General features: G+C 63.6%; 22 protein-coding genes and 1 tRNA gene. 12 read left to right on the top strand and 11 right to left on the bottom strand.

Going from position 1 to position 24,923, the window contains the following annotated elements; all coding sequences use genetic code 11:
- Positions 1–34 precede the first annotated feature (34 nt).
- From ACTEK7_RS10960 to ACTEK7_RS10950, 3 genes are read left to right on the top strand one after another with little or no spacing between them, the layout of a single operon-like run.
- On the top strand, positions 35–1,081 hold the full coding sequence (locus tag ACTEK7_RS10960; protein ID WP_225112637.1) for an ABC transporter substrate-binding protein: 1,047 nt from the start codon (positions 35–37) through the stop codon (positions 1,079–1,081).
- Entirely contained in the window at positions 1,078–1,926 is an 849-nt protein-coding gene (locus ACTEK7_RS10955; protein ID WP_225127544.1) for an ABC transporter ATP-binding protein, read from the top strand. The genes ACTEK7_RS10960 and ACTEK7_RS10955 overlap by 4 nt, the downstream gene beginning before the upstream one ends.
- A 2-nt stretch (positions 1,927–1,928) precedes the next feature.
- The gene (locus tag ACTEK7_RS10950) at positions 1,929–2,780 is read left to right on the top strand and encodes an ABC transporter permease (protein WP_225146185.1); all 852 of its coding nucleotides are present in this window, start codon (positions 1,929–1,931) and stop codon (positions 2,778–2,780) included.
- A 9-nt stretch (positions 2,781–2,789) separates the two neighbouring features.
- On the opposite strand, the gene ACTEK7_RS10945 is transcribed toward ACTEK7_RS10950, so the two are convergent.
- The 7 genes from ACTEK7_RS10945 to ACTEK7_RS10915 form a co-directional block, all read right to left on the bottom strand.
- Positions 2,790–4,037, bottom strand: coding sequence for a class I SAM-dependent RNA methyltransferase (locus ACTEK7_RS10945; RefSeq protein ID WP_225146184.1), 1,248 nt, complete (start codon positions 4,035–4,037; stop codon positions 2,790–2,792).
- A complete protein-coding gene (locus ACTEK7_RS10940) occupies positions 4,030–4,764 on the bottom strand; it encodes a TlyA family RNA methyltransferase (RefSeq protein WP_225146183.1) in 735 nt (244 codons plus the stop codon). Before ACTEK7_RS10940 ends, ACTEK7_RS10945 begins: the two co-directional genes overlap by 8 nt.
- Positions 4,765–4,791: 27 nt before the next feature.
- Positions 4,792–5,346 (bottom strand): nucleoside 2-deoxyribosyltransferase, encoded by a 555-nt coding sequence (locus ACTEK7_RS10935; protein WP_225146182.1) that lies wholly within the window; start codon positions 5,344–5,346, stop codon positions 4,792–4,794.
- Positions 5,347–5,563: 217 nt separating this feature from the next.
- Complete coding sequence (dxs, locus tag ACTEK7_RS10930) at positions 5,564–7,492, bottom strand: 1-deoxy-D-xylulose-5-phosphate synthase (RefSeq protein WP_036038029.1); 1,929 nt, start codon at positions 7,490–7,492, stop codon at positions 5,564–5,566.
- Positions 7,493–8,120: 628 nt separating this feature from the next.
- Positions 8,121–8,372 (bottom strand): exodeoxyribonuclease VII small subunit, encoded by a 252-nt coding sequence (locus ACTEK7_RS10925; RefSeq protein WP_008132970.1) that lies wholly within the window; start codon positions 8,370–8,372, stop codon positions 8,121–8,123.
- A 73-nt stretch (positions 8,373–8,445) separates the two neighbouring features.
- Positions 8,446–9,375, bottom strand: coding sequence for a histone deacetylase family protein (locus ACTEK7_RS10920; protein WP_036004131.1), 930 nt, complete (start codon positions 9,373–9,375; stop codon positions 8,446–8,448).
- Between the two features lie 123 nt (positions 9,376–9,498).
- On the bottom strand, positions 9,499–11,160 hold the full coding sequence (locus tag ACTEK7_RS10915) for a bifunctional metallophosphatase/5'-nucleotidase (protein ID WP_225146181.1): 1,662 nt from the start codon (positions 11,158–11,160) through the stop codon (positions 9,499–9,501).
- A 229-nt stretch (positions 11,161–11,389) separates the two neighbouring features.
- Here ACTEK7_RS10915 and ACTEK7_RS10910 point away from each other — a divergent pair, with 229 nt between their 5' ends.
- On the top strand, positions 11,390–12,622 hold the full coding sequence (locus ACTEK7_RS10910) for an MFS transporter (protein WP_036026102.1): 1,233 nt from the start codon (positions 11,390–11,392) through the stop codon (positions 12,620–12,622).
- 107 nt (positions 12,623–12,729) lie between these two features.
- Here ACTEK7_RS10910 and ACTEK7_RS10905 read toward each other — a convergent pair whose 3' ends face one another.
- On the bottom strand, positions 12,730–14,508 hold the full coding sequence (locus ACTEK7_RS10905) for an acyl-CoA dehydrogenase family protein (protein WP_225146180.1): 1,779 nt from the start codon (positions 14,506–14,508) through the stop codon (positions 12,730–12,732).
- 242 nt (positions 14,509–14,750) lie between these two features.
- Between ACTEK7_RS10905 and ACTEK7_RS10900 the strand changes: the two genes are divergently transcribed.
- Together ACTEK7_RS10900 and ACTEK7_RS10895 are read left to right on the top strand one after the other, a co-directional pair.
- Positions 14,751–14,825 (top strand) — tRNA-Gln (locus ACTEK7_RS10900).
- A 220-nt stretch (positions 14,826–15,045) separates the two neighbouring features.
- On the top strand, positions 15,046–15,387 hold the full coding sequence (locus tag ACTEK7_RS10895) for a 5-carboxymethyl-2-hydroxymuconate Delta-isomerase (protein WP_225146179.1): 342 nt from the start codon (positions 15,046–15,048) through the stop codon (positions 15,385–15,387).
- 28 nt (positions 15,388–15,415) lie between these two features.
- Here ACTEK7_RS10895 and ACTEK7_RS10890 read toward each other — a convergent pair whose 3' ends face one another.
- Genes ACTEK7_RS10890 through ACTEK7_RS10880 form a run of 3 tightly spaced genes read right to left on the bottom strand, consistent with a single transcriptional unit; the run spans position 15,416 to position 17,829 of the window.
- Complete coding sequence (locus ACTEK7_RS10890) at positions 15,416–16,210, bottom strand: IclR family transcriptional regulator domain-containing protein (RefSeq protein ID WP_036026095.1); 795 nt, start codon at positions 16,208–16,210, stop codon at positions 15,416–15,418.
- 60 nt (positions 16,211–16,270) lie between these two features.
- Complete coding sequence (locus ACTEK7_RS10885) at positions 16,271–17,509, bottom strand: NAD(P)/FAD-dependent oxidoreductase (protein ID WP_225146178.1); 1,239 nt, start codon at positions 17,507–17,509, stop codon at positions 16,271–16,273.
- On the bottom strand, positions 17,506–17,829 hold the full coding sequence (locus ACTEK7_RS10880; RefSeq protein WP_225146177.1) for a 2Fe-2S iron-sulfur cluster-binding protein: 324 nt from the start codon (positions 17,827–17,829) through the stop codon (positions 17,506–17,508). The genes ACTEK7_RS10885 and ACTEK7_RS10880 overlap by 4 nt, the downstream gene beginning before the upstream one ends.
- Positions 17,830–18,046: 217 nt before the next feature.
- On the opposite strand from ACTEK7_RS10880, the gene ACTEK7_RS10875 reads away from it, so the two are divergent.
- The 6 genes from ACTEK7_RS10875 to ACTEK7_RS10850 all read left to right on the top strand — a co-directional run bounded on the left by ACTEK7_RS10875 (position 18,047) and on the right by ACTEK7_RS10850 (position 24,922).
- Entirely contained in the window at positions 18,047–19,732 is a 1,686-nt protein-coding gene (locus ACTEK7_RS10875) for an amidohydrolase (RefSeq protein WP_463671646.1), read from the top strand.
- Between the two features lie 56 nt (positions 19,733–19,788).
- Positions 19,789–21,147, top strand: coding sequence for an aromatic ring-hydroxylating dioxygenase subunit alpha (locus ACTEK7_RS10870; protein ID WP_036004148.1), 1,359 nt, complete (start codon positions 19,789–19,791; stop codon positions 21,145–21,147).
- 33 nt (positions 21,148–21,180) lie between these two features.
- Complete coding sequence (locus ACTEK7_RS10865; RefSeq protein WP_225146175.1) at positions 21,181–22,623, top strand: glutamine synthetase family protein; 1,443 nt, start codon at positions 21,181–21,183, stop codon at positions 22,621–22,623.
- A gap of 31 nt (positions 22,624–22,654) precedes the next feature.
- Positions 22,655–23,830, top strand: coding sequence for an ABC transporter substrate-binding protein (locus tag ACTEK7_RS10860; protein ID WP_036004149.1), 1,176 nt, complete (start codon positions 22,655–22,657; stop codon positions 23,828–23,830).
- A 64-nt stretch (positions 23,831–23,894) separates the two neighbouring features.
- Complete coding sequence (locus ACTEK7_RS10855) at positions 23,895–24,053, top strand: hypothetical protein (protein WP_157783994.1); 159 nt, start codon at positions 23,895–23,897, stop codon at positions 24,051–24,053.
- On the top strand, positions 24,053–24,922 hold the full coding sequence (locus ACTEK7_RS10850; protein ID WP_036004151.1) for a branched-chain amino acid ABC transporter permease: 870 nt from the start codon (positions 24,053–24,055) through the stop codon (positions 24,920–24,922). The genes ACTEK7_RS10855 and ACTEK7_RS10850 overlap by 1 nt, the downstream gene beginning before the upstream one ends.
- The last annotated feature ends 1 nt before the right edge of the window (position 24,923 follow it).

The following is a 24,923-nucleotide window of genomic DNA, read 5'->3' as shown; positions in this document are numbered from 1 at the left end:
CGCGATTGAACAAGAACCAAGGGAGGAGGATCACATGAGCATTTCGAGACGCCAGGCGCTGTTCGCGGGGTCTGCATGGGCCGGCGCGTCACTGCTGCCGGGGCCATTGCGTGCGGAGGCCAAGCAGGTCTCGCTCGCTTTCGGGCCGGTGTCGCCGGTTTACGCCGTCGGCATGATCGCGGAGCTGAAGGGATACTTCAAGGACGAAGGGCTCGACTCCAAGCTCGTTACCGGCAATGCCGGTACGTTCGGCCGGCAGACATTGGCGGCGGGGCAGGCGCTGTTCGCGCACGGCGATGCCAGCCATCCGCTCCAGCTCGGTGCGCGCGGCAAGCCCTGCAGGATGCTGCTCGCGACCGAGATGGTATGCTCCTACGCCAACATCGTGGTCCGGCAGGACCTCTACGAGAGCGGCATCAATTCGATCGAGAAGCTCGCGGATTACAAGCGCCCCGACGGCGCCAAGCCGATCGTTGCCGCGACCGCCATCGGGTCAGGCACCTGGGTGTACGGCACCTATGTGTTCGAAGCGCGTGGGCTCGGCAACAAGGTGAACTGGGTTGCGGGCGGCGGGCCCAACACGATGTTCCCATCGCTGCAGACCAAGCAGTTCGACGCCATCGTGGCGCCGCCGAGCTGGATCGTCGAGGTCGAGAAGAAGGGTTTTGGCCGGACGATCTACGACACGTCGAAGCCTGGCGTGTTCGAGAAGGATTTCGGCGGGACGTTGCCCGTGCTGGTGATCTACACGCTCCAGGACACGGTCCAGCAGGACAAGGCGATGGTGCAGGCCTACGTCAACGCGATCTACCGGGCGATGGCTTTTGTGAAGGCGGCGCCGCTCGCGGAGGTGCAGGCGCTGGTCACGCCGAAGTACTTTTCAGGGATAGATCCCGATGCCGTCAGCGCCGAGCTCGGCTTCGACAAGTCGACCTGGGCCTATGACGGCGTCATCGACAAGGCGTCGTTCGAGCGCGGCGCCAAGCCCTGGTACCGCAAGGGCACGGACATTCCCGAGACCAGGTACGAGGATGCGGTCGACATGAGCTTCCTTCAGGCGGCCAGGGCGAAATACAAATGATCGCCGCGCCAAGCCAGAGCCTCGCGCTCGCGCGCGACGAGGATCGCGCAGCGGCTGCGCGCACGCGCATCGCCGTACAGGGTCTTGCCAAGCGCTTCAACGCGTCCGGACGCGAGTTCGTGGCGGTGGATGACGTTTCCTTCGAGGTCAAGCAGGGCGAGTTCGTCGCGCTGCTCGGTCCATCCGGCTGCGGCAAAAGCACCATTCTCAATATGGTCGCGGGGCTGTTGCCGCGCTCCGGCGGACGCATCCTGATCGACCAGGACACGGTCGAGACCGGCGAGGTCAACCCCAGGGTCGGCTATGTCTTCCAGCGCGATACGCTGTTTCCGTGGCGGACCGTGGAGCAGAACATCGGCTATGGGCTGGAGATCGCGGGAGTGCCAAAGAGCGAGCGCGCCGCGCGCGTTGCCACCGCCATCGAGAAGGCCGGCCTTGCAGGCTTTGCGCAGAGCTTCCCGCGCATGCTGTCCGGCGGCATGCGCCAGCGTGTCGCCTTAATGCGCACGCTGATCCTGGAGCCCGAGATCCTGCTGATGGACGAGCCGTTCGGCGCGCTCGACACCCACACCAAGCTCGAGATGCACAAGACGCTGCTGGAGATCTGGGAACGCGAGCGGCAGACCGTTCTGTTCGTGACTCACGATCTCGGCGAAGCCTTGACGCTGGCGAGCCGCATCATTCTGCTCTCGGCGCGCCCCGGGCGTCTCAAGGAAGACTTCGACGTCGCCATTCCGCGGCCGCGCGATCCCGTGGCCGTGCGCGAGACGGCCGAGTTCGCCCGGCTCTATTCCCACATCTGGCATTCCCTCGGCGAAGAATTCCGCCGCACCAGGGCCGACTGATCATGTCCAACAGCCGCACCGTCATCCTGTTCTGGCAATTGGCCATTCTCGCAGTGGTTCTCGTCGTCTGGCAATGGGGCTTCGAATGGAGCAAGACGCTGCTGCCGAAGGCCTACGTGCCGAAAATCCTCGATCCCTATTTCGTCGCCAAGCCGTCGCTGATCTGGCAGAGTTTCCTGCGGCTTGGCTGCTTCGCAGACGCGACCGGCTTTACCGCCTGCATCAAGGGCAGCGACAACAATCTATGGCTTGCCACACTCGTCACGTTGAAGAACACCTGGTGGGGCTTTCTATTCGGCTCGGCGAGCGGGATCGCGGCCGGCCTGGTGCTCGGCCGTTCCGATTTCCTCTCTCGCGTGTTCAGCCCCTACATCGTGGCGTTCAACTCCATACCGCGCATTGCGTTGGTCCCGCTCGTCATCCTGATTTTCGGCCTCGGTGACCTCTCCAAGATCGCAACCGCCTGGCTCGTCGTGTTCTTCGTGGTGTTCTTCAACACCTTCGAGGGAACGCGTGCGGTCGACCGTGACCAGATCGCTGCCGCCCGCCTGCTCGGCGCCAGCGAATTCACGGTGCTGCGCACGGTCGTGATCCCATCCGCGCTCGCCTGGGTGTTTGCCTCGCTCTTGCCGGCCGTTTCTTTCGCGCTGATCGGCGTGATCGTCGGCGAGTTCATCGGCGCCGAACGCGGTCTCGGCAAGCTCATCATCGAAGCTGAGGCGCGGGCCAATGCCAGCGAGATGATGGTAGCCATCTTCGTCATGATGTTCGTCGGCATCCTGCTGGCAATCGCAGTGCGCTCGCTGCAGTCCTACCTGTTGCGATGGCAGCCGCAGTTCGAGGCCTCGGCGTAGCCGCCCGCGTCAGCGGCTGAACCGCGCCACCAGCTCGACATGCGGCGTGTGGCGGAACTGGTCCACCGGCACTACGGCCTCCAGCCGGTAGCCGCCGTCGATCAGCAGCCGCGCGTCGCGGGCAAAGGTTGCAGGGTTGCAGGACACGGCAATCACGACCGGCACCTTGCTCGCCGCAAGCTTCAGCGCCTGCGCCTGCGCGCCCTGGCGCGGCGGGTCGAATACCACGGCGTCGAAGTCCCGCAGCTCCTGCGGCACCAGCGGGCGGCGGAACAGATCGCGGGGCTCGCACTTGATCGGCTTCAGGCCAGGTGTTCGCGCAGCTTTCGCCAGCGCCGCGATGGCGCCGGCGTCGCTGTCATAGGCTGCAACGCGCGCCTTCTCCGCGAGCCTGAGCGCAAACGGACCGACGCCGCAGAAGAGGTCGAGCACCTCCTTGGCCTTGCCGATGCGCTCTGCGACGAGTGCCGCAAGCGTCTCTTCGCCCGCCACCGTCGCCTGCAGGAACGAGCCCGGCGGCAGCGTCACCTCGGCGCGGCCCATCCTCACCGTCGGCGGCAGGCGTTGCAGCACCAGCTCGCCATGCCGGGTCAGCCGCGCCAGGCGGTGCTGCTCGGCGACGCGCGACAGCGCCGTGACCAGCGCCGTCGGCAGCGGGCCCGAGCCGCGCACGTCGACATCGAGCCCGTTGGCGGTCGCGGTGACCTGGATGTCCAATGGCTTGGTCACCGGCATCTTGGACGTCAGCGGCTCGGCGAGTGCCCAGGCGGCATCGAGTGCGCCCTCGAGCGCGGGATCGAGGATCGGACAACGATGGATCGGGATGACGTCGTGCGAGCTCGCAGCCGAAAAGCCGACCTTGAGGATGTCGTGCGTGCCGAACCGGCCGTGCAGCGTGATGCGCCGGCGCCCGGCGCCGTGGGCGTCGACCAGCGGCGCCACCTCGCAATCGATGCCGGCCTGCGCCAGCGTTTCGATCACCATGTTGCGCTTCCAAGCCCGATACGGCTCGTTCGCCCAATGCTGGATCGCGCAGCCGCCACACACGCCGAAATGCGGACAGAATGGTTCGACGCGTTCCGGGCTTGCGACCTCCACCGCCAGCAGCTTGCGCCGGTCGGGATGATGGCCTGCGACGTGATCGACCTCGACGGTCTCGCCGCCGAGCGTATAGGGCACATAGATTGCTTCGCCGGCGTCGAGGCAGACGCCGTCGCCGCGATGGCCGACATGATCGATCGTGATGCGCTCAACCACGGCGCGCGCCCAGGAAGAATTCGATATTGCCGTCGCCGCCGGTGATCGGCGAGGGGAATATGTCGATCTCGGTGCAGCCGAGCGATACCGCGAAGGCTGCGATGTCGTCGCAGATCTCCCGGTGCACGGCAGCATCGCGGATGACGCCCTTCTTGTTGTGCTTCCTATCAGCCTCGAACTGCGGCTTGATCAGCGCCAGCAGGCTCATCGGTGCGTCCGCGAGCGACAGCGCCACCGGCAGCACCGTTTTCAGCGAGATGAAGCTGACGTCGATGACGACGACATCGGGGCGCGCCGGCAGGCGCTTGCCCTCATAGCTGCGGATGTCGGTCTCCTCGATCGACACGATCTTGGGATGATCGCGCAGCGAGGGATGCAGCTGGCTTGTGCCGACATCAATCGCGAACACCAGGCTCGCGCCGTTCGCCAGCAGCACCTCGCTGAAGCCGCCGGTGGAGGCGCCGACGTCGAGGCAGACATGGTCCTCGATCTCGATCGGGTACCGCTCCAGCGCCCCGGCGAGCTTGACGCCGCCGCGGGAGACGTAAGGGTGCGCCGGCTCGGCCTGGATCACCGCGTCCTCGGCAATCGTCTCCGACGGCTTTGCGATTTGCTTGTCGTCGGCCGTGACGAGGCCGGCCTCGATCGCCGCGCGGGCCCGCGCCCGGCTCTCGAACAGGCCGCGCTCGACCAGCAATACATCCGCGCGCTTGCGGGCAGGGGGCATCGGATCTCCGACGGACGACTAAAAAGCTTATGTAGCGATCAATCGCGCGGCCGCCATCCGGACGCAAGTCTCGAACGCGGTGAGATCGTGCCAGACGTCGGTCGGCATAGTGGCCGGCGTCACCAGCGGGCAGCCGTGCAGCTCCAGCGCATGGATCATCATGAGGTTGTCGACGAGGCCGAAATCTTCGACCGCCAGCCCTTGGGCATCGACCAGCCGCCCGTTCTCGGAGGTGACCTCCATGAAGCGACTGAGGCGGTCGGCATAGGCGGCGCCATCGTTGGAATAAGCCAGGCAGAATTTGCGGCGGCCGGCCATGTAGCCGAGCTCGTAGACGGTGCCGGGATCGGCGCCGGCGCCGCGGAACGGCGTGAGGTTGGCGATGATGGCATCGGCCGCGTCCATCATCGCCTCGTTGCCGCAGAAAATCTGCCGCGAAGCGTCGCGCGCGGTGAGGTCGATCGCGTTGTCGAGGGGGTAGAGCCCGGTAAGCCCGTGCGCGGCGCAGATTTCGACCTTGCGCCGGCCGATCTCGACGGCATCCGGCAGGAACACGTCGGGGCCTGCCAGATAGATTTTCATCGCACGACCGATTGAGAAGGCATCGGAGTTGCCGCGACGTTGGCGGTGCAAAACCTCTCCCAAGGGGAGAGGTCGCGCCGAAGGTGCGGGTGAGGGTTACGCTCTCACGTGGGATCTGAGCCCCTCACCCGGATTGCACTGGACGATGCTTCGCATCGCCAGGAGCAATCCGACCTCTCCCTACGGGAGAGGTGGGGTTCAGCGTCTGCCGCGACAATCAAGCCAGCTTGACCGTCTCGGTCTTCACATCCTTGCCGAGCGCCTCGAACACCTTGGCCACGATGCCCTTGGCGTCGAGGCCGGCGCGGGCGTACATGGCGGCCGGGGTGTCGTGATCCTGGAACACGTCGGGCAGCACCATCGAGCGGAACTTGACCATGCCGGTGTCGAGCACGCCCTGATCGGTCAGGTATTGCGCGACATGCGAGCCGAAGCCGCCGATCGAGCCTTCCTCGATCGTGATCAGGATCTCGTGGTCGCGCGCGAGCTTGAGGACCAGCTCGGTGTCGAGCGGCTTCATGAAGCGCGCATCGGCGATCGTGGTCGACAGGCCGTGGGCGGCGAGCTCGTCGGCGGCCTTCTCGCATTCGGCGAGACGGGTGCCGAAGGAGAGCAGCGCGATCTTGCTGCCCTGGCGGATCACGCGGCCCTTGCCGATCTCGAGCGGAATGCCGACCTCGGGCATCTCGATGCCGCGGCCTTCGCCGCGCGGATAGCGAAGCGAACTCGGACGGTCGTCGATCGCGACCTGGGTCGCCACCATGTGCACTAGCTCAGCTTCGTCGCTAGCTGCCATGATCACCATGTTGGGCAGGCAGCCGAGATAGGCGTTGTCGAACGAGCCGGCATGGGTCGCACCGTCGGCGCCGACAAGGCCGGCGCGGTCGATGGCGAAGCGGACGGGCAGGCTCTGGATCGCGACGTCGTGGACGATCTGATCGTAGCCGCGCTGCAGGAAGGTCGAGTAGATCGCGCAGAACGGCTTGTAGCCTTCGGTCGCAAGGCCCGCGGCAAAGGTCACCGCGTGCTGCTCGGCGATGCCGACGTCGAAGGTGCGGTCGGGGAAGGCCTTGTTGAAGATGTCGACGCCGGTGCCCGAGGGCATCGCCGCGGTGATGGCGACGATCTTGTCGTCCTTCTGGGCTTCCTTGACGAGGCTCTGGCCGAACACGTTCTGATAGGCCGGCGCGTTCGGCTTGGCCTTGGCCTGCGTACCGGTCGCGACGTCGAACTTGACGACGGCGTGATACTTGTCGGCGGAGGCTTCCGCCGGGCCGTAGCCCTTGCCCTTCTGCGTCACGACGTGGACCAGGATCGGACCGGTCTCCATGTCGCGGACGTTCTTCAGCACGGGCAGGAGATGGTCGAGGTTGTGGCCGTCGATCGGGCCGACATAGTAGAAGCCGAGCTCCTCGAACAGCGTGCCGCCGTCCATCATGAAGCCGCGGGAATATTCCTCGACGCGATTGGCGCGGTTGGCGAGGATCTTGGGCAGGCGCTTGTTGATCTGCTTGGCCGCATCGCGCAGCGTGCGATAGGTCTTGCCGGAATAGAGGCGCGACAGATAAGCGCTCATGGCGCCGACCGGCGGCGCGATCGACATGTCGTTGTCGTTGAGGATGACGATCAGGCGCGAGTTCATGGCACCCGCATTGTTCATGGCCTCATACGCCATGCCGGCCGACATCGCGCCGTCACCGATCACGGCGATAACGTTGTTCTTGCCGCCGGAGAGGTCGCGCGCCACGGCCATGCCGAGGCCGGCGGAGATCGAGGTCGAGGAATGCGCCGCGCCGAACGGATCGTAGTCGCTCTCGCTGCGCTTGGTGAAGCCGGACAGGCCGCCGCCGGTGCGCAGCGTGCGGATGCGGTCGCGCCGGCCGGTGAGGATCTTGTGCGGATAGGCCTGGTGGCCGACGTCCCAGATCAGCCGGTCGCGCGGCGTATCGAAGACGTAATGGATCGCGGTGGTGAGCTCGACCACGCCGAGGCCCGCGCCGAAGTGACCGCCGGTCACCGAGACGGCATCGATGGTCTCCTGCCGCAGCTCGTCGGCAACCTGGCGAACCTGCTCGACCTTGAGCTTGCGCAGATCTTCCGGCGTCCGGATGGTGTCGAGAAGCGGCGTCTTACTGTATGCGTTCACGGCGATTTCCAATTTGTCAGCACCGGAAGGTCATTCCGGTGCGCGATGGGTTTGCACAATATCGGCGCAGCGCGAGTCCTATAACCGTCGGAGCCACCTGCACGGGGCAAGGCCCCGCCTTCAAGCTTAGGTAAGCTTAAGTGTGCTCCGGTTCAGTCTCTGTGATCCCTGTCACTTAGATCGGCTTCGTCCGTCCCCAAGCCAATTTCATCAGCAGTTTGAAGCACTTGTCGTCGGTAATCGGTGCCCACGCAAGGCTTACAAAAAGCCACACTCCGCGCAGCTTTACACCAAAGCTTAGGCCAAAGCCAACCCGCTGGGCCGATTAGGGGTATGCAGGTGCAACTCGCGGACCAGAAGTGGTTAACCTCGGGGCGGGATAAGGGGTTCCGGCCTTGCTCGGTTCTTGGCAGGCTTTTGGCCCGAGTATGGGCTTTTCTCGCTCTCAACGACCCGATTCGAAGGCAGGGACGTATCCACCGCCAGGGAACCGCATGCCGGCCGGGAGCTGCGCATGGCGATAAGGACGCAGCGGCCACGCTCACCGCGAAGACATTCTACGCGGACCTGCGTCGCGGTCTTGCACGGCCCTGCGGGGGTCAGAAGACTGAGCGGGAGAGCACTCTTATTACTGGACGTCGAGCGGGGCCGTGCCGGTGGCCTGGCCGCTGGCATCGGTGGTGATCTTGTCGACGCGCGCCTCGGCCTGGCGCAACAATTCCTCGCAGCGCCGCTTCAGGGCCTCGCCGCGCTCGTAGATCGTCACGGATTCCTCGAGCGGCACCTTGCCGTCCTCGAGCCGCTTCACGATCGTTTCGAGTTCCTCGATCGCGCGCTCGAAGGTGAGCCTGGAGACGTCGACTTGAGTGTTTTCGGCCATATCCGTTTCCGATTGCCCGATTCGCTTCACCTTTGAGAAAGCAGAGTTTTACGGGCGTAATGTGGCGGGTGGGTCAAGCGCCCATCAGGGCGCCGACATGCGCCGTAACAGATTCTTTCAGTCCCTGCAGGTCATAGCCGCCCTCGAGCACCGAAACAACGCGGCCGCCGGCGGTCTTGTCGGCGAGGTCCATCAGCTTGCGCGTCACCCAGGCATAGTCCTCCGCGCGCAGGTTGAGCGAAGCCAGGGGATCGCGATAATGCGCGTCGAAGCCGGCCGAGATGATCAAGAGCTCCGGGCTGAATTTCTCGAGCTGCGGCAGGATCAGATTCTCGAACGCGACGCGGAATTCCGGGCCGCCGTCCTCGGAGGCGAGCGGCGCATTGACGATGGTGTCGTGATCGCCGCGCTCGCTTTTGGCGCCGGTGCCCGGAAACAGCGGCATCTGGTGCGTCGAGCAGTACATCACGGTCGGGTCCGACCAGAAGATGTCCTGCGTGCCGTTGCCGTGATGCACGTCGAAGTCGACGATGGCCGCGCGCTTGATGCCGTATTTGCGCTGGGCGTGGCGCGCGGCGATCGCGACGTTGTCGAAGAAGCAGAAGCCCATCGGCTTGCCGATCTCGGCGTGATGTCCGGGCGGGCGGACCGCGACGAAGGCGTTGCGATGCTCGCCGGCCATCACCGCTTCGGTCGCCGCAACCGCACCGCCGACGCCGCGCATCACCGCCTCCCATGTGCCCGGGGACATCGAGGTGTCGCCGTCGATGTAGACCTGACCGCTGGTGGGCGCGATGTGGCGCAGCTCGGTGACGTAATGCTCGTTGTGGCAGAGCGTGACGAGATCGAGATCGCCCTCCGGCGCCTCCTCGCGCGCCAGGAACTGGAAGCGCTCATGCGACAAGGCTTCTTCCACCGCGCGTAGGCGATCTGGCCTTTCAGGGTGTCCCGGCGGCGTGACATGGTCGAGGCAGGCCTTGTGGGAAAGGAGAAGCGTGCTCATCAGGTCGGCCTCACGGAAAAACGGGCTTTTGCCGTCGTTGGCGCATCCGGCGCCAAAACGCAATGCAAAACCCAATCTAAGCGCTTGGCCGGGAATGGCAAAGGGCTGCCCGCTTGATCCGGATCAATTCACCCGCAGGATGCGCCTGGGCGGCAGCGGACCGACCGGCCCGTGCGCCCGGAAGAACGCGAACAGCGCGTCCGCATCGTAACCGCCGTATTGTGGCGCGGTGCCCTGCTTGGCGACGGTAAACCCGTCTCCGCCGACGGCGAGGTAATCGTTGAGCGTGACGCGGTAGCCGCTTCCTGGCTCGATCGGCCTGCCGTTGAGTGTCATCTTCTCCAGGCTGACGCGCTCGCCGAACGGTTTTGAAGCATCCCAGGTATAGCTGAAGCCGTTCGACACCTGGAGAATCCGCGGCCGCTTCGGGTCCAGCCATTGCTGCTCGAGCAAGTCCTTGAGCTGGCTGCCCGTCAGCGTCATGGTGACAAGACGATTGCGGAACGGCTGGCTGGCGAAGACGTCGCCGAACGTGATCGCGCCGTTCTCCTTTGGAACGATGTCGGTGCGGATGCCGCCGGGATTGGTGAGCGCGATGACGGCGCTGCCATCCTTCGCATCGCGCGTTGCGAGCAATTGCGCGTCGGCGATGATATCGCCGAGCGCGCTTTCGCCGGCCTCGTTCGGCACGCGCGACAATGTCTGCGTCACCGAGCCGGCGGGCCGGCTGGCGATCGGCGCGGAGAGCTTGTCGTAGGCGTCGATCAACGCGGTCTGCTCGGGATCCCTGGCCAGCGAAGCATTGGCGACGATGACGTTCTCGGCCTTGGCGGCGACGATATCGCGAGTCACAGGATCGAGCTTGAGGTCGATCGCGGTGACGAGTGTGCCGTATTTGTCGCCGCTAGTGACGAGCCGCCCGTCGATATTGCAGATGTAGGCGCGATGGGTGTGGCCGCTGACGACGACGTCCACGGCAGGATCGAACTTCCTGACGATGTCGACGATCGGCCCGGTGATGGCAGGGCATTCATCGTAGTCGCCGGCGGGCTCGCCGCCCTGGTGGATCAGCACCACGATCGCTTCGACGCCGCGCGCCTTCAGCTGCGGCACCAGCGCGTTCACCGTCTCGGCCTCGTCGCGGAATTCGAGCCCGGCGATGCCCGCGGGCGAGACGATGCCGGCGGTCTCCTTCAAGGTCAGGCCGATGAAGCCGACGGGGATGCCGTCGAACTCCCTGATCTCGTAGGGCGGCAGCACGCTCTTGCCGGTCGCGGTCTCGACGGTGGAGGCCGCGAGATAACGGAATTTGGCGCCCTTGAAGGGATGCGGTCCCTGGCAGCCGTCGGCGGGATGACAGCCGCCGTTCTGCATGCGCAGAAGCTCGGTGTTGCCCTCGTCGAATTCGTGATTGCCGACCGAGCTGATCGCAAGGCCCATCATCGAGAGCGCCTCGATCGAGGGCTCGTCGTGAAACATCGCCGACAGAAACGGGCTCGCGCCGATCAGGTCGCCCGCGGCGACGAAGATGGCGTTCTTGTGTCCTTCGCGCAGCTGCTTCAGCAGCGTCGCCATGTACTCGGCGCCGCCGGCCGCCACCGTCACCTTCTTGGACTTGTCCTCGGGGTCGTTGATGCGGATGCCGCCCGGCGGCGGCCGCAGATGGCCATGGAAATCGTTGATCGCGAGAATGCGCAGCTCGACGGGGGCTGCGCTCTGGGCCGCAGCGGGGAGGATGCCGGTGAGAGCGAGGACGAAGCAAGCCAGGCGGAGAAGATGTCGCATGGAGGTAGACTATTCGTTCGGCGCGAAGATTTCACGAAGGTTGTTGTCGGCATTTTTGGGCACGCGCAGCGTCGTCCCCCTGAGAATCCCATCATCGCACGAGCCATGCCGCTCGATGAATGCCAGGCCCCTTACGTGCCGCAACAATTAGCTACAATGTTTCATTTGAAAAACCGCTGGTTGTGGGGCACGATCCGGCCCCGTTCGCTTCAGACAGACCGTCAGATTCATGATTGCCGCCCCCCGGATCGACGAATCCTCACCGTATTATCGCGGCTGGCGGGTCGTGCTGGCGTGCTTCCTGATGGCCTTCTTCATGTTCGGCTTCGGCCTCTACGGCCAAGGCGTCTATCTCGCCGAGTTGCAGCGCGCTCACGGCTGGCCGGGCACGCTGATCTCCGCGGCCAGCACCTTCTCGTTTCTCCTGACCTCCGTGCTCGTCATCTTCACCGATGACCTGCTCGAGCGCATCGGGCTGCGCGCGCTGATCCTGTGCGGCGTGTCGGCGCTCGGCGCTTCGACCGTGCTGCTGGCGCTGGTGCAGACGCCCTGGCAGCTTTATCTCGCCTATGCGCTGATGTCGGTCGGCTGGACCGGCATGGGCACGGTGGTGATCGCGACCGTGCTGAATTCCTGGTTCGAGCAGCGGCGCGGGCTTGCGCTCAGCCTTGCCTTCAACGGCGCGACTTGCGGCGGCATCATTCTCGTCCCGCTGCTGCTGTCGCTGACCGGCAGCATCGGCTTCCGTTCCGCGATGCTGGCGGCGACCCTCGCGATGATGGTGCTGGTGCTGCCGGCGGTCGTGACCTTCATCGGCTGGCCCGCAGGCATGGCGCCTGCAGCGGGCGGACGTTCCTCCGGCTCCTCAGCGCCGGTTCGCTCGCGCAAGGCGGTGCTCGCCAACGCGGCGTTCTGGACCATGGTGCTGCCGATCGCGTTCGCGCTGCTGGCGCAGATGGGTTTCATCGTCCACCAGGTGACGTTTCTCGAGCCGCTGATCGGCCGCTCCGCCGCAGGGCTTGCCGTCACGATCATGGCGGCGATGGCGATCGTCGGGCGCCTCTCGCTCGGCCTGTTCGTCGACCGGCTCGATGCCCGGCTCGCCTGTGCGGTTTCGATGACGAGCCAGGCGGCTGCGCTGTTCGTGGCTCTGCAAAGCACGAGCCCGACCGTGCTGCTGGCCTGCTGCGCCGTCTACGGCTTCTCGATGGGGAACATGATCACGTTCCCGCCCTTGATCATCCAGCGCGAGATCGGTGCTTCGGCCTTCGCGACCGCGGTGGGCTTGGGCACCTCGATCAGCGGCATCGTCAGCGCCTTCGGCCCCGGTGTCGTCGGTCTCGTGCGGAGCGTTACGGGCAATTACACGACGGCGTTTGCGATCTGCGTGGTGCTCGATCTCGCCGCGGCGGGCGTGGTGCTGTGGCGGCCGGGGAGAAGAGCTCAGGTCGCAGCTTTGTAGCCCGGATGGAGCGCAGCGCAATCCGGGACCGCTGTATCCGCGGTGAGACTTTCCCGGATTTCGCTACGCTCCATCCGGGCTACGATGTCGCGTTTGCGGCGCTCACCTTACCCCAGCAACGCCGCATCCGCCGCGGCGACCGACTCCGCGCTCTCTGTCACGGTGCGCTCGAGTGCGCCGGCCTGCACCGCGATGTTCTCGGCGAAGAAGCGCGCCAGCGCGACGTAGCGTGGCGCATCGCCAAGGCCTTCGGCCTTGGCGGCGAGCGCCTCGGAGGCGAGCAGGCAGCCGCCGAGGGTGGAGCCGAATTGCTGCAGATAGGGCGTCGCGCCCGCGAGCGCGTCGTTCGGCGCGGAGGCAACGCGCTCCAGCAGCCATTTGCTGGTGCGCGTGAGCGCCTCCAGCGCCTCGCGCAGCTTGGTGCCGGTGGTGCCGAAGGCGGGATCGTTGGAGGCCTCCACCTGCTTGACGGTCGCCGAGAGCTCGTCGAGCAGCGCCCACACCGACGCGCCGCCATTGGCAGCTAACTTGCGCGTGACGAGATCGATCGCCTGGATGCCGTTGGTGCCCTCGTAGATCGCGGTGATGCGGGCATCGCGGTAGTGCTGGGCCGCGCCGGTCTCCTCGATGAAGCCCATGCCGCCATGCACCTGCACGCCGAGATAGGCGACCTCGTTGCCAATATCGGTGGAATAGGCCTTGGCCATTGGCGTCAGCAACGCCGCGCGCGCGGCCGCTTCAGCGCGCACCTTCGGATCCTTGGCGCGGGTCGAGACGTCGATCGCGACCGCCGTCGCATAGCAGATGGTGCGCGCGGCCGCGGTCTGGGCCCGCATCCGCATCAGCATGCGCTTGACGTCGGGATGCACGAAGATCGCATCCGAGCCGTCGCCTTTCTTGCCTACCGCGCGGCCTTGGCGGCGCTCCTGCGCATACGACAGGGCCTGCTGGTAGGCCCGGTCGGCAACGCCGACGCCCTCCAGGCCGACGCCGAGGCGGGCCTGGTTCATCATCGTGAACATGCAGCGCATGCCCTGGTTCTCTTCGCCGATCAGATAGCCGATGGCGCCGCCATGATCGCCCATGGTCATGGTGCAGGTCGGCGAGGCATGCATGCCGAGCTTGTGCTCGACGCCGCTCGCATAGATGTCGTTGCGCGGCCCCAGCGAGCCGTCCGCGTTGACCATGAACTTCGGCACCAGGAACAGCGAGATCCCCTTGGTGCCGGCGGGCGCATCGGGCAGACGCGCGAGCACGAAATGCACGATGTTGTCGGTCATGTCGTGCTCGCCATACGTGATGAAGATCTTCGTCCCCTTGATGCGATAGGTGCCGTCCGCCTGCTTTTCGGCGCGGGTGCGCAGCGCGCCGACGTCGGAGCCGGCCTGCGGCTCGGTCAGCTGCATCGTTCCGGTCCATTCGCCGGAGACGAGCTTTTCGAGATAGATTGTCTTCAGCTCGTCGCTACCATGCGCGTCCAGCGCCTCGATCGCCGATGCCGTCAGCAGCGGGCAGAGGCCGAAGGCGACGTTGGCCGCGCTCCAGATCTCGGTGCAGGCGGCATTGATCGCGAGCGGCAGGCCCTGGCCGCCGAAATCTTCCGGGCCGGACACCGCGTTCCAGCCGCCCTCGGTCCAGCGCTTGTAGGCGTCAGGCCAGCCCGGCGCGGTCGTGACCTTGCCATCCTCGAGCTTGATGCCGTGCTCGTCGCCGATCTTGTTGAGCGGCGCCAGCACGTCGGATGCGAACTTGCCGGCTTCCTCCAGCACGGCGGCCGCGAGGTCGGCATCGAAATCGCCGTAATGGCCGGCCTCCAGGGCGGCCTTGAGGCCCGCGCCATGGTTGAGCGACAGCAGCATGTCAGAAATCGGCGCGCGGTAGGTCATGGCTCACTCCCCGAGAACAGATATTGGCGCCGTATTCCCATGAAACGGGAGCGGTCTCAACTGCCGGGACGCCGGATGGCCTGGCCGGAACGGGCAGGCCGTCGGGGCCCAGCATAGAGTGTCGGCCGCCGGGCCCTTTTTGCCCCTCCAGGCGGTTGAAATGCCGCGCCGCTCCCTATAGACCGGCTGCGACCGACGGGAATCTGCGGGTGCCGGTTCTGCCCGTTCCGTTCGTCGTCTGTTGGGGCGTAGCCAAGCGGTAAGGCAGCGGATTTTGATTCCGCCATTCGGAGGTTCGATCCCTCCCGCCCCAGCCAGATCTTCCGCCCAGCCTGAAATCACCCACGGACCCGGCCCGGCTGGGGAGCTGCTGCACAGCTCTGCGCTGCACAGGGCGTTTCTCGGCAAAGATTCCGCCGACCGGGCCTTCCCCATGCGAACCATGACCCGCCGCGACAAAGATGGCGACGTTGAGGGGCGAACGGTCTACGACGGTGAGGTCATCTCATGAACGCCACCTAAAACGAGAACAACGTCATGCCGCACTTGGTGATCGAATATTCGGAAGGGGCGCTCGCTCGCGACGACGTAACAGGCTTGATGGAAGCGCTCTTTGAAGCCGCTTGGCGAACGGGCATCATGAAGGCGGAGGACGTCAAGGTGCGCGCGTGCGTCTACAACGATTTCCTGGTTGCCGGGAAGCGTGACAGCTTCGTGCATCTGTCTGTCTTCTTGCTCGAAGGTCGATCGCCCGACCAGAAGGTTGAGCTGAGTACGAGCCTTCGACGGACGATGACAGAGCGATGCCCGGATGTGGCCAGCATAAGCGTGGATGTCCGTGACATGGACCCGGTCGCCTACAAGAAACGGCTAAAATGACGGGTGCTCGCCAAAAGGCGGCAGCTTCTCAGACGAGCAGGGGCTGCGCGGCGAGGGACATCTCCTTGAGGAGAGGCAGGAAGCGATCGATCATCTCACCGGTCGTGATGCGATCGACATGAGCGCCGATATTTGCGGCCGCGATGACGGCGCCATCGTAGCGGCGAATTGGCACCGATATCGACCGAAAGCCCTCTTCGGCTTCCTGATCGACAAGGCTATACCCTTTGGTGCGGTCGGCAATGATCGTTGCAATCACTGCCGATTTGTCGACCAGCGTCGACTGGGTCAGAGCCGCCAGCTTCATGCCGTCGACCGTTCTCGTCAGCTCGTCGTTTGCCAATCTGCCCAGCAGAACGCGTCCCACCGACGTGCAGAAAGCCGGCAGCCGATATCCTATGTCCAGTCCGGTCGAAAATACCCGCGCCGGACTCGAGCGGGCGATGAAAACGACCTCTTCGCCATCCAGGACCGCAAGGGAGCAGACCTCCCTGGCCTTGCCGGCGACCTCGTCCATCAACGGCTGCATCACGGTGCTGATTTGGTTCGACGTCAAATAGGCCGAAGCCAAAAGCAGCACTCTGGGCGTTAGCGAAAACAACCGCTCGTTGCCCGCGACGAATCCGGATTTTACGAGGGTCATCAGAATCCGGCGCACCGTCGCCCGCGGAAGATTCGCGCTCTTGGAGAGGTCGCTGAGGGTCATTGGACGGCGATCGATACCGAACGACTGTATCACGCGAAGACCCCGATCCAGGGTCTCGATGAACTCGCTGCCCTCCCGCGCCTTTTCCTCTTCTTCCGTACGCTTCAGCCTCGGCATTCTATTGGGCGGTCCCTCTCAGTGGCCTCTCGAAAGCGAGAACCATCACAAATCCGCGCGCTAGGCGCCAGCCTTGTCTCCGGCTGTCACCAGGGATTTGAGGTCAAAGGAAGGGTCTGCGGCTTGCTCCGGTGCAGGGGAGATTCCCGCCGCAATCAGGCGTCGGGCTGCCATTTGCTCGCCTGGCCGGTTGACGCTGTCCACCGCGACCAATCGGCCCTGGCGATAGTAGAAGACCGAGAATCTTCCGTCGTCGACCGAACCTCGGACCGCCTGCCGATCATATCGTCTGGCCAGCCCGACGATCTGCAGCTTGACGTCATATTGGTCGGACCAGAACCTCGGCACATTCTCATAGGGCGCTCGAGCGCCGGCGATCGCCAGTCCAGCGGCCTTCGCTTGATCCTGGGCGTTTTGCACCGATTCCAATCTCACCCAGCTTTCGCAAAAGCGGTTGAAGTGGTTGGCGCAGTCACCGGCCGCGAAAATGTCCGATGTTTCGCATTGTCCGTGCGCGTCAACGACAATTCCATTCGTGCATCTAAGCCCCGCCGAGCGCGCGATCTCGTCATTGGCGACACCACCAATCCCCACCAGCACCAGGTCGGCGTGGACAACGGCACCGTTGCCCAGCACGACAGCGGAAACTTTTCGATCGTTTCCTTTGAAGGAAGCAACCGTTTCGTCGAGCATCACGTCCACGCCAGCCCGCAAATGCGTATCAAGAAGAAAGGTCGACAAGACCGGCGAGACGGCACGTTCAAGCAGGCGGCTGCTCGCTTCCACGACGGTGACCTTCTTGCCCAGCTTTGCCGCGGAGGCCGCAGCTTCCAGCCCTATGAAGCCGCCCCCGACGACGACAATCTCCGCAGCATTGGCCAGACCTGCCTTCAGGTCGATCGCATCGGTCACCGAACGCAGATAGAAAATTCCATCGAAGTCCGCGCCCTCAACCGCGATGCGCCGCGCGCGCGAGCCCGTGGCGAAGAGGAGTTTTTCAAATTTCAGAGCGTTGTTGCCGGCCAGAGTGATCTGTCGCGCGCGCAAATCGAGCAGCGTGGCGCGCTGCCCAAGAACGAGATTGATCTGCTTGCCTTCGAAGAAAGTCTTGTCGCGCAAGATCAGATTTTGCTCGCTGATGCGCCCGAGAAGGAAGTCCTTGGATAGCGGCGGCCTCTGATAGGGCAGCCACTCTTCGTCGCACACGATGGTGATGGGCTGAGAATAGCCGGCGTCACGAGCCGTGAGAGCAGCTTGAACCCCGGCATATGATGCGCCGATGATGACCAGTCCCGTCATGATTGCCTCGCCGGCACATGGACCACCAGCTCGTCGAGAGAGGCGGGCACCTTCAGCTGGCAACTCAGCCGACTGTTCGGCTTTCGCTCTCCCGAGACGGCGGACAGCAACTCGAGCTCTTCTTCGCTCGGCTGAGGGACAGAGCTTGCTTGTTTTTCATCGACGTAGACGTGACAGGTCGCGCAATCGAGGCAGCCGCCGCATTCGCCGTCGATGCCGTGAATACCGTTGCGGACGGCCGCGAGCATCACGCTCACGTCGCGTCCGACCTCGATGGATTTTCCGCTGCCGTCCTGCTGGACAAATCTCACTCGCGGCATCCGACCTCCGTTTGCTAAGTTTGTTCGATCTGAGAACATAAGTTCGTTAAACGGTTACAGCAGTTCTGGCGGACCCTCAATCCCGACTTGTTTGCCGCCGCTGCGGTTCCATTAGGCAGGTCCTGCGGAAATATTTTGCTTGCTTGCGCGTCACATTGGAGTCATTCTGAACAATATCGAACTAATGTTCGTCTACCGAACAAACAGGCAGGGTGTAATGAAGCTGACGACAGCGATCGTGGGAGTGGTGCTGACATCAGGCGCGGCGTTTGCCCAGCAGCAGGAGGCCAATGCTCCCTCGCTTGCCTTGATCAACGGCAAGATTCTCACCATGGACGGCCAGTCAAAGGTCGCGGAAGCGCTTGCCGTTCGCGACGGAAGAATCTTGGCCGTAGGAGATGCGGCGACGATCAAGGCGTTGGCCGGAAATCGCACCCGCACGATCGACTTGCAGGGCAAGACTGTCGTTCCCGGGCTGATCGACACGCACGCGCATTTCAAGGCTGCCGGTCTGTCCGACTACGTCGTCAACATGAGCGGCGCCAAGACTGTTGCGGATGCCCTCGCAAGCATCAAGCAGTTCGTGGCGAAGAAAAAGCCCGGCGAGTGGATCATCGGAAGCGCCTGGCATCCCCCGTCACAGCTCGCGGAAAAGCGTTACCTGACACGCCAGGAAATCGACGGCGTCGCGCCGAACAATCCGGTCTATCTCCGGACCGTTGGCCACTTCTCGATGGCCAATTCGATGGCGCTCGAGAAGGCCGGCGTAACCAAGGCCACGCCAAACCCAAGCGGCGGATCGTTTGAGCGCGACAGTGCCGGTGACCTGACCGGCGTTCTGGTCGAGACGGCGATCGACAACGTCGAAAAGGCCGTTCCGGAGTGGACGGCGGACGACGAGTTTCGCCAATTCAAGCTCGCGGAAGCTGTGCTGAACTCGTTCGGGATCACCAGCGCCGTAGAAGGGGCCACCTCGCCCAGGGACATCGCGGCCCTGCAGCGCGTGGCGCAGGCCGGTGAAGCAACGCTACGGGTCGGTCTCATGTGGCGCCCGGAGCCCCCCGCCGAGAACGCGGCCTGGGAGGCCATCATGCGAGGCAACGGCGCCTCCTCCGGCTTTGGCGATGACTGGCTGAAGTTCGCCGGAATCAAGATCCTTTACGATGGCGGCATGACGCTCAAGACGGCGCTCATGCGCGAGGCCTATCCAGACTCGCATGATGGCTACCACGGCATTGCCCAGCAATCGCCGCAACGCCTCAAGGAGCTGGTGTCCATTTGCAATCGCCACAATTGGCGCGTGGGTGTCCATGCCGTCGGCGACAAGGGCATCGACCACGTCCTTGATGCATTCGAAGCGGCCGACAAGGAGAAATCGATCAAGGATCGGCGTTTCGTCCTGATCCATGGAAGCTTGATAGTGCCCGAGCAAATGGAGCGCGCGAAACGCCTCGGTGTCAGAGTCGACCTCCAGAACGTTTTCATGTGGGACAAGGCGGCCACCGTCGAGCGCTTCCTGGGTGCGGCGGTCGCCAATCGGGCCGTGCCCACGAAAACTCTCATCGAGAAGGTGGGGCTGAACAGCCTCGGCGCAGGCACCGACTTCCCGGTGAACACGATCAATCCCTTCATCAACATCTACGTCATGGTAACCCGCAAGGATCTCGCCGGACGCGTTTATGGAGCGAACGAAGCCGTCAGCCGCGAGCAGGCGCTGCGCCTCTACACCAGCGCGGCATCGCACTATATGTTCGAAGAGAACGAGAAGGGGACGATCGAGGCCGGAAAACTCGCGGACCTGACCGTGTTGTCGGCGGACCTCATGACGGTCCCCGAGGAGCAGATCAAAGACATCAAAGCCGACCTGACGATCGTCGGCGGCAAGATCGTGTTTCAGCGTTAGTCTGCGTCCCGATAGCATGAGGACGCATCTCGAAGCCGAGAGAGGAGATCCAAGTCATGATGAGCCAAGAGCAGAACGACCTCATTACCCGCATCGGACCGAAGGCGCCTGCGGGAAAGCTGATGCGGATGTATTGGCAGCCTGCTGCGCTCGTCGACGAACTCGCGGAGGGGCGCCCCATCAAGGCCGTCAAGCTTCTCGGCGAGAACTTCGTTCTGTTCAAGGACGAAACGGGGCGCTATGGCCTGCTCGATCGCGACTGCCCGCATCGGGGCGCCGACCTTGCCTTCGGCCGGCTCGAGAACGGTGGCCTGCGCTGCGCCTTCCACGGGTGGCTGTTCGACGTCACGGGACAGTGTCTCGAGACGCCCGCCGAGCCTGCAAACTCCTCGCTCTGCAAAAATATCAAGCAGCGGTCCTACCCCGTCGTGGAGAAGGGTGGAATCCTGTGGGCGTATTTGGGTGAAGGCGAGCCGCCCGCGTTTCCGGAGATCGACTGCTTCGCGGCGCCGGACGAATACACCTTCGCCTTCAAGGGCCTGATCGAATGCAATTGGCTGCAGGCGCTGGAAGTCGGCATCGACCCGGCCCACGCATCGTTCCTTCACCGGTTCTTCGAGGATGAGGATACATCGGCGGCCTATGGCAAGCAGTTTCGCGGTGCGTCGGCCGACTCGGAAATGCCCATGACGAAGGTCCTGCGCGAGTACGACCGGCCGATCATCAACGTCGAGCACACCGAATACGGCCTGCGGCTCATCGCCTTGCGAGAAATCGACGAGCAGCGCACCCACGTTCGCGTCACCAACCAGCTATTCCCGCATGCGTTCGTCATTCCGATGAGCACGGAGATGACGATTACCCAGTGGCACGTGCCCGTCGACGACGTGAATTGCTATTGGTATGCGATTTTCACCAGCTACGCCGCGCCCGTCGACAAGGCGAAAATGCGCGCGCAGCGCCTCGAGCTTTACGAATTGCCGGAATACCGCTCGCGGAAGAACAAGTCGAACGACTACGGCTTCGACCCGCACGAGCAGGCGACCGAGACTTACACCGGCATGGGCGCGGACATCAACGTCCACGACCAGTGGGCCGTCGAGTCGATGGGCGCTATTCAGGACCGGACGCGTGAGCATCTCGGGCAATCCGACAAGGCGATCATTCAGTACCGCCGGCTGCTTCGCCAGGAGATCGAGAAGGTGGCCTCCGGGGGCAAGCCGCTGTTGTTCCTCGACGCTGCCAGCGCGCGCAGCATCCAGGGGCCGGCCACAATGGACGGCATCGGTCCGACGAAGGGCTGGGAAACCTACTGGATGGAAGTGGACGTCAAGCGTCGTCGGGGCGCTCCCTGGGCCGCGCCGGTGCCCGCCGAGCTCGCCAAGAAGGTGCCTCACCTGACCGCCGCCGAATAAGCCAGGCCGCCCAGCTCAGCAAAGGAGATGTCGTTGAGTTTCGTCGAAAAGCACGGTCTCTGGTCGGCCGAACAGAAGGAGGCTGCCATCCGCATGCGGCGGATGGCGGAGGAGCAGGAGTTGCATACGATCCGGCTCTCCTTTCCGGACCAGCACGGCATCTTGCGCGGCAAGGCGCTGGTCGCTTCCGAGGCGCTCTCGTCGATCGAGAGCGGCTGCTCGATAACGACGACATTGCTCGCGAAAGATACCTCTCATCGCACGGTGTTTCCCGTCTTCACCGCCGGCGGCGGGTTCGGGATGCACGAGATGCAGGGTGGAGGCGACATCTTGATGGTCGCTGATCCCACCACCTTCAAGGTTCTCCCCTGGGCACCAAAAACCGGGTGGATGCTTTGCGACCTCTACTTCTCCGACGGACGACCCGTGCCCTTCGCCTCCAGGGGCCTGTACCAATCCGTGCTGGGGCAGCTCAAGGACCGGGGCTATGATTTCAAAGCGGGCCTCGAGGTCGAATGCCACATCTTCAGAGTCGAGAATCCCCGCCTGGCGCCTTGGGACGCCGGCAGTCCCGGCCAACCGGGTGAGCCTCCGGAGGTCAGCCTGCTTTCGCAGGGCTATCAGTACCTGACGGAGCAACGTTACGACCAGATGGAGCCTGCGCTCGAGCTGATCAGGCAAAACATCGTGGCGCTGGGCTTGCCGCTTCGGTCGATCGAGTTGGAGTACGGGCCGAGCCAGTGCGAGTTCGTGTTCCAGCCCACCGTCGGCATTGAGCCGGCGGACACCATGGTGCTGTTTCGTACGGCAGTGAAGCAGATCTGCAACCGCCACGGCTATCACGCGACCTTCATGTGCCGGCCGCGGATACCGAACGTGATGTCATCGGGGTGGCACCTTCACCAATCGCTGGTCTCCCGAACAGACGGCGTCAACGCGTTCATGACCAGCGAACCGGCCGGCCTGTCGAACCTTGGCAAGCACTATATGGCCGGGCTGCTGGAGCATGCCAGGGCATCCGCGGTCTTCTCGACGCCGACGATCAATGGCTACAAGCGCTACCGTTCCTATTCGCTGGCTCCGGATCGGGCGATCTGGGGACGCGACAACAGGGGCGTCATGATCCGCGTGCTGGGCGGTCCCGACGATAAGGCCACCCGGCTCGAAAACAGGATCGGCGAGCCGGCCGCAAACCCCTATCTTTACATGGCGTCGCAGATTCTGGCCGGCCTCAACGGCATTGATCGCCAGCTCGATCCCGGTCCGTCGGCGGACACCCCCTACGAGACCAAGGCGAACCTCCTGCCGACCTCCTTGCGCGAGGCGGTGTTCGCGTTGCGCGATGACCCCTTCTTCCGCGAGGCTCTGGGAGAGAAATTCGTCGACTACTACGTTTTCATCAAGAACGCGGAAATCGAGCGCTTCCAATCGACGGTCACCGAGTGGGAGCAGCGAGAATATTTCGAAATGTTCTGAAACAGCATCACCGAAGCGGGAGAAGAGAGATATGAGCTTGAGGTTTGGACTTGTTGGGGCCGTCGCGATTGCCACTGCCTGGATGTCGCCGGCGCAGTGCGACACCATCAAGGTGGGGATCATCGGCACCATGTCCGGTCCGTATGCCTTGTTCGGCCAGAACTTCAAGTACGGCATTGACGCCTGGGTGGCCAAGCATGGGTCGAAAGTGGGCGATCATCAGATCGAGTTTGTCTATCGCGACGAAGAATCGCCGAACCCCGCCAAGTCGAAATCATTGGCTCAGGAGTTGATCGTCAAGGAGAAGGTTCAGTACATCGCGGGACTGTACTTCACTCCGGACGCCCTGGCCGTCGCTCCGCTTCTCGAGGAAGCGAAGGTGCCTATGATCGTCATGAACGCCGCGACGTCCGCGATCGTCGAGAAGAGCCCCTACATCGTGCGGACGTCCTTTACGATGTGGCAGAACACGGTCCCCGCGGCGAAGGTGGCGAAGGCCAGAGCGGCCAAGAAGGTGGCGATCGCCGTCAGCGATTACGGCCCCGGCATCGATGCCGAATCGGCCTTCAAAAAGACGTTCGAGGCAGATGGAGGCACCATCGTCCAATCGATCAGGATGCCGCTCAATACGACCGACTTCGGCCCGATCATGCAAAGGATCAAGGATTCCGGCGCAGACATGATCTTCACATTCTTGCCGGCCGGTCCACCAACCCTGGGGTTCGTCAAGGCCTATATCGACAACGGGCTGAAAGCGTCTGGCGTGAAGTTGTTGTCCACGGGTGATGTCGTGACCGAGCCCGATCTTCCGACTATCGGTGACAGCGGCGTAGGCATCCTGTCGACTTACCACTACGCGGTCTCGCATGACTCTTCAGAGAACAAAGCCTTCCTGGCCGATCTGATCAAGGCCGGTGCCAAGCCTGACGACATCACCATGGCGTCGGTCGCGGCCTATGACGGTGCTCGGCTCATCTACAAGATGGTTGAGGCCACCAACGGCCAAAAGGACCCAGACAAAGCCCTTGCGGCCGTGAAGGGCATGAAATGGGTCAGTCCGCGCGGCCCCGTGTCGATCGACCCGGATACCCGGCATATTCGTCAGAACGTTTATCTGCGCGAAGTCGTGAAGCAGGACGGCAAGCTCCTCAACAAGGAACTGCAAACGTTCGATGCGCAGCCGGACTGGGGCCTGGCGAAGAACTAGGGCGGATCGCTCGCGATGTAAATCTCGCGAGCAATCTCTTCATCGTGTCGGATAAGGGCCCGGAATGAGTGGTCGGTCGCAGTCTATTCGCTTCGTCAACGGTCGCATCTATCGCGATGCCAGCGACCGGATGATACCCGGCTTGACGGACGCGCACATCCACCTGTTCGGGCTGGCTGCCGAGCGGCTCCAGATCCGAAAAGCCGCGGAAGCATTCAACTAATGGCGTGGACGGGTCTCAGCATCGGGCTAGATGCCCTCTCGTACGGCATGGTGCTTTTCATCATCTCCATCGGCTTATCCATTATGATGGGCCTGATGAGGGTCGTGAACCTCGCTCATGGCGCATTTGCGATGATCGGGGGATATCTCGCGTCTTTTGCGCTCAAGAACGCGGGAGTTGGATATCCACTCGCGATTGTCCTAGCGGTCCTCGGCACCATCGCGATCGCCTTTCCGCTCGAGTTTCTTCTCTACCGCCGGATTTATCGCAAGTCCGATGAGCTGACCCAGATATTGCTCACGATCGGCATCGCGTTCGTCATCATCGGCGTTGCCAACTACATTCTTGGCCCGACAACCAAATCCATTCCGCTGCCTCCGCTGCTGAGCGGTCCCGTCGATCTCGGCTTCCGAATGATCCCGGCTCATCGGATTTTCGTGACGATTTGCGGAGTGTGCACCGCGGGCTTGCTCTGGCTACTGATCGACCGCACCGAGTTTGGGATCCGGCTGCGTGCCGCGGTCGACAACGGTGACATGGCCGAGTCGCTCGGAATCAAGACGCAGATCCTTTTTTCCGCGACCTTCGCGCTTGCGGTCGGCCTGGCGGCGTTCGGGGGCGTGGTGGGCGCCGAACTGTTGCCCGTCGAACCTTTTTACGCGCTCAGATATATGGTGACGTTCCTTGTCGTCGTCTCGGTCGGCGGGGCAGGATCGATCCCGGGCGCCGTGGCGGCATCGATATTGCTTGGCCTCGCGGACACGACCGGCAAGTATCTTGCACCCGAATATGGTGAGTTCTTCTTCTATCTTGCGGTCATCCTGGTCGTGTTTCTGTTCCCGAACGGCCTTTTGGGCAGGAGGCACTGAC

This window comes from Bradyrhizobium sp. JHI2711 (assembly GCF_056156565.1).
This window is presented reverse-complemented; position numbering and strand designations above follow the sequence as displayed.